The 5,234-nt window shown below is 66.6% G+C and carries 3 protein-coding genes; 1 reads left to right on the plus strand and 2 read right to left on the minus strand.

Annotated features, from left to right (window positions below; genetic code table 11):
• Together pbpC and VKF82_07170 are read right to left on the minus strand one after the other, a co-directional pair.
• Window positions 1-2,125: penicillin-binding protein 1C (gene pbpC, locus VKF82_07165; protein ID HME81841.1), on the minus strand; the 2,125-nt coding region annotated here is incomplete at its 3' end.
• Window positions 2,126-3,022, minus strand: coding sequence for a DMT family transporter (locus tag VKF82_07170; GenBank protein HME81842.1), 897 nt, complete (start codon window positions 3,020-3,022; stop codon window positions 2,126-2,128).
• 68 nt (window positions 3,023-3,090) lie between these two features.
• On the opposite strand from VKF82_07170, the gene VKF82_07175 reads away from it, so the two are divergent.
• Window positions 3,091-5,234: TonB-dependent receptor (locus VKF82_07175; protein HME81843.1), on the plus strand; the 2,144-nt coding region annotated here is incomplete at its 3' end.

The following is a 5,234-nucleotide window of genomic DNA, read 5'->3' on the forward strand; positions in this document are numbered from 1 at the left end:
TCGCGAACGGATGGCCGTCCATGCGCCACTCGACGCGTTGGCCCGGCATTGCAGCCGCCTGCAATTCCAACCGTTGCTTGCCGATCGCAGCAGGACGCACCAAGTACGAATCGCCCTCGCGCGGCGCGACGATCCGAAAGCCGCTCGGCGCCGATGGCACGCGATGCTGCAGCGCGAGCCACTCGTCGTACTCGCGCGGCAACGACGCGGCGCGCTGCGGACGCTCGTAGGTCGCCAGATCCTCAGGCCACAGGTATTCGGACACGACCGTATCGCAATCGGGCGTCGGCCTGTATCCGGTCTGCGCGCAGATGCGCCGCGCCACCATGCCCGCGGGTGCGGGGAATGGGGCGGGATCGCGCTGCTCGTGCAAGTGCAGCATGATGCGGTTCCACAGCGGCGCCGCACCGGCCACGCCGGACAGCCGGCGCATCGGATCGCCGTTGAAATTGCCGACCCATACGCCGACCGTGTAATCGGTCGTGAAGCCGACGGTCCAGGTGTCGCGGAAATCTGACGACGTGCCGGTCTTGACCGCCGCCGCGAAAGGCATGTCGAGCGCAGACGCGACGCCGAAGGCTTGGGCACGCGCGTGCTCGTCGCTGATCATGTCGGTCACGAGCTCCCACAACCCAACATCGCCCACGACTGATGGAGCGGTCGAGTTCATTCGACCGTCATTTCCTCTACCATCATTCGGAAACCACGTCACGAGATCGACCGCACGGCCGCGCCGCGCGATCGTCGCATAACCGTGCGTCAATTCCCATAGACTCACTTCGCCGCCGCCGAGCGTGAGCCCAAGCCCGTAGTAATCGGCGTCGTGCGTCAGATGCGTGAAGCCGAGCTGATGGAGCCGGTCGAGAAACGGAGCGACGCCGACTTTTTCCAGCACGCGCACCGCCGGCACGTTGAGCGAATCGGCCAATGCGATGCGCACCCGCACCGGACCCTGGAACGTCTGGCTGTAGTCTATGGGGCTGTACAGCTTCGCGCCCGGAATCGCGTAACGCGCCGGCACGTCGGCCAGGATCGTGTTCGGATGGATCGCGCGCGTCTCGAGCGCCAGCTCGTACAGGAACGGCTTGAGCGTCGACCCCGGCTGGCGCAGCGCCTGCACGCCGTCGTTGCGCCCTTGGTGCACATCGGAGAAATAATCCGGCGAGCCGACGTACGCGAGCACCTCGCCGGTGTGATTGTCGATCACGACGACGGCCGCGTGCTGCACGTTGCGCGTGCGCAAGCCGCCGATCACGTCGCGCACCTGCCGTTCCACGAACTGCTGCAGCGGGCGATCGATCGTCGTGCGCACGCGCGTCGTATGAGCCGGCAGCTGCGCGCCCAGCCAGAACAGGAAGTGCGGCGCCGCGATGATGCCGCGGCTGGCCGGCTGCAAGGAGACTTGTTCCGCGCGCGCGCGATCGGCTTGCTCAGAAGACACGTAGCCCGCTTTCACCATCCGATCGAGCACGTACGCTTGGCGCGTCTTGAGCGCCGGCCAATGCGCATACGGATCGAGGCCGACCGGATCGTTGGGGATCGCGGCAAGCGCGCTCGCCTGCGCCAGATCGAGATCGTTCGCTGAGATGCCCAGATACGTGCGCGCCGCCGCCTCGACGCCATAGACGTTGCCGCCCATCGGCAAGCGATTGAGGTATGCCTCGAGCTGTTGATCGCGGCTCATGCCCGCGGCCACGCGCCACGCCGTCCAGATCTGCTCGACTTTGCCGGGCACGGTGCTCGGGGCGCCGCTGATCATGCGCGCGAGCTGCATCGCGATGGTCGAGCCGCCGCTGATGAAATGACGCGCGCGCAGCGCCTCGAACGCCGAGCGACCGAGCGCGCGATAATCGACAGGCCCGCGCTCGTAGAAGTGCGCGTCTTCAGCGGCGACGATCGCATGGACGAACAGCGGCGAGACGCGATCGAGCGGCACCGATGCCGTGTGTTCTTGATCGCGGGCGAGCAGCGTGCCGAGCGGCAAGCCGTTGCGATCGGTGAATTCGACCGCTTGGCTATCCTGGACCAGATCGCGCGCGCGGATCGGCGCGGCATACGGCGACAGGCGCACGGCGAACACGAGCGCCAGCAGCGCGATTCCGGCAGCGACGATCCGCTTTCTCATTCAACCCTCGGCGGCGAGGACTTCCGTGTTCGGCGGCCGCGTCCATTGCGTCGCAGCGGTACAGGCGATCACGAACAGCGCGGCAGCCACGGTCAAGGCGCTGACGTGCTCGCCCAGGATGATCACCGACCAGCCAAGCGTCAGCACCGGCTGAGCTAGCTGCAGCTGACTCGTGTATGCGATGCCCGCCAAGACCAGACTGCGATACCAGGGGAGAAAGGCCAGGAACTGGCTGATCAGCGCGACCCAGCCGAACCACAGCCAAGCGGCCGGCGTACCGTGCGGCACGCCGGAGGTGGCCAAGATCCAACCGACCGGCAGCGCCAAGACGGGAATACAGAAGATCAGCGCCCACAGGATCACGCGAAAGCCGCCGATCGCGCGCGCCAGCCGCCCGCCCTCGGCGTAGCCCACGGCGCCGCCCAAGACCGCGATCAACAACAGCAGATCGGCGACCTGCGGCCTCCCGGCACCCTCGACCGCGGCGAACGCCAAGACGGCCACCACACCCGCTCCGCTGGCGATCCAAAACGGAAGACGCGGCCGCTCGCCCGCCAGCAGTACCGCCATCACCGCGGTGGCAGCAGGCAACAAACCGACCACGACCGCACTGTGCGCCGACGGCAGCGTGCGCAGCGCGAACGCGGAGAACAGCGGGAAAACGATCGTGACGCCAAACGACACGATTGCGATGCCCTTCCAGTACCGGCGGTCCGGCAGCCGTTCGCGCATCACGAGCGCGACGAGTAGCGCGAGCAGACCCGCCACGAGGCCGCGCCCGAAGCCCACGAAAGGAGCTCCTAGTTGCGGGACTGCGACGCGCGTCGCCGGCAGCGTGATGCTGAACGCGAGCACGCCTACCATCCCGAGCAACATCCCTTCTACGTGATTTTTCATCTTGTATGAGGAGGCGCTTATGCCGGACGCTTCCAAGTCCTTTCAACATGTGGCCACGCCCGGTTCTGATGACAATAGGGTTGCTCGCATTGTGCGCCGCGCCGGCCATCGCGGCGGCCGGGTCGATCGAAGGCAGCGTGACGGACACGAGCGGGGTCGCCATAGCAGGCGCGGACGTCGTCTTCCGTTCCACCGCGCACCGTTACGAAGTCTCGACCGACGCACGCGGCGCGTTCGCGATCCAAAGCGTCGACGAAGGCGTATACGGCTTGCAGGTGCACGCGACGGGATTCGCGCCGATCGCCAATCGCCAAGTCGCGGTCTCGGCCGGCGTGGCGACCCGCGTCGTGGTCAGTCTCGCCCGCGCAGCGGCCAATGGGGTCGCGACGCTTGGCGCGGTCACCGTCAACGGCTCGAACGCGCTCTCGCGGGCCTCGGCGCCGATCACCGACATCAACCCTCAGGCGCTCGCCGCGCAAGGCGCAGCGCAGCTCACCGACGTTCTCGGCAAGCAGCTCGACGTCACCATGGTGCGCAATGGCGGGGGCGCGCCGGGCATGCCGCAGACCGCGGCGTTACGCGGTCCGGATCCGTCGGAGACGATCGTCGACGTCGACGGCCATCAGGTGAACAACGAGAACACCGGTGATTTCGACCTCGAGCTGCTCGATCCGGCTGAGTTCGCCGGCGTGCAGATCGTCTATGGCGTCGGGCCGTCGTCGCTGATCGGCGCGAACTCCGAAGGCGGCGCGATCAATTTCCGCACCATCGAACCGACCGCGCAGGACCACGCGCTCATCCGCGCGTCGTACGGCACGTTCGACTCGGCGGGTGAGACGATCGCCGCGACCGGCACCGATCAACGCATCGGCTACGCGCTCCTGTACCGCCGCTATACCACGCAAGGTGAGATCTACGATTACCCGATCACCATCGCGTTGTCCGGCCCCGGCACGCCGGCGCAGACCGCGCTCGTCGGATCCAACATCGACGGCACGACGACGCTTGCGAAGGTCCGCTACTCGCTCGAGAACAGCGCCGGGTTCATCGAGGCGACGTTCCGCGATACCGCCGCGTATCGCAACCTCTCGGCGCCCTTGAGCGCGCCAGACGATCCCAACGACACCGCTCCCAACGCTCCGTTCACCGCGATCAATGCGCCCGGCGCCGCCGTGCTCACCGCCGCACCGGCGTACGGACTTGACCTGCAACTGCCTTTGGGCCGGCGCGACGCGAGCGGCCTCGCGCCGGCCACGTTCACCTTCAGCCATCTCACCAACATCAGCAATCAATCGGTCGAGAACATCAGCCCGGATCTCAACCCGTATCTGATCAACGATGCGGACCGCGTCGACGACGATATCGCTCAGTACGAACGCGCGCTCCCAGGCCCGACGGATGCGACGCTCGCGTTTTCGCTCGACCTGCGCAGAGAGCGGCTCTACGCGCCCGATGCGCTCGCACCAGGGCCGACGACGCAATACGCGATCGAGCGCTGGATCGTCGGGCGCTACACGTGGAGCTCGAGCCAATACCTGCATTACACGCTGGCGGCATACTACAGCTCGTTCAGCACCTTCGGCACGAGCCTCGACCCGCGCTTCGCGGTCGTCTGGACGCCGCCGAACACGGTCGTGCGCGCTTCGTTCGGCACTGGGTTTCGCGCACCGCTGCTGACCGAGCTCACCTTCAACCCCGATTTGAAGACCGAACGCTCGGTCGAATACGATTTGGGCTTTGAGCATCGTTTCGGCAACGGCGCGCGGGCGACGACCGGCACGGTCAATGCGTACCGGACGCTGATCGATAACGCCGGGTTTCAGACCGTATCCGCCAGCGGTGCGCTCACGTTCCTGGGCAACGTCGGCCAACAGTACTACACGGGCGTTGAACTGCGTGCGGATCAGCCGATCACGAATACGCTGGCGCTGCAAGCGAGTTACGGCATCGACTCGGTGTACCCCACGAGCGACCCGCAGCTCCTCAATCCGGCCGCGCCGCCGCTCATACCATTCCAGCAAGCGCAAGGCATCCCGCTGCACAAAGCGCAGCTCGCGCTCGATCGCCAAGCGCAGACGCGCGGCCTGAGCTACTCGATCGACGGCACGTACGAGAGCTCGAACAACGAGCTCAATCGCACGGCACTCCTACTGGTGGATGCGAGCATCGGCGCCACGTTCGGCCATACCGACATCAGCGTCGCGGGCACCAA

The organism is Candidatus Eremiobacteraceae bacterium, assembly GCA_035314825.1.
In the GTDB taxonomy this organism is placed as follows: Bacteria; Vulcanimicrobiota; Vulcanimicrobiia; order Eremiobacterales; family Eremiobacteraceae; genus JAFAHD01.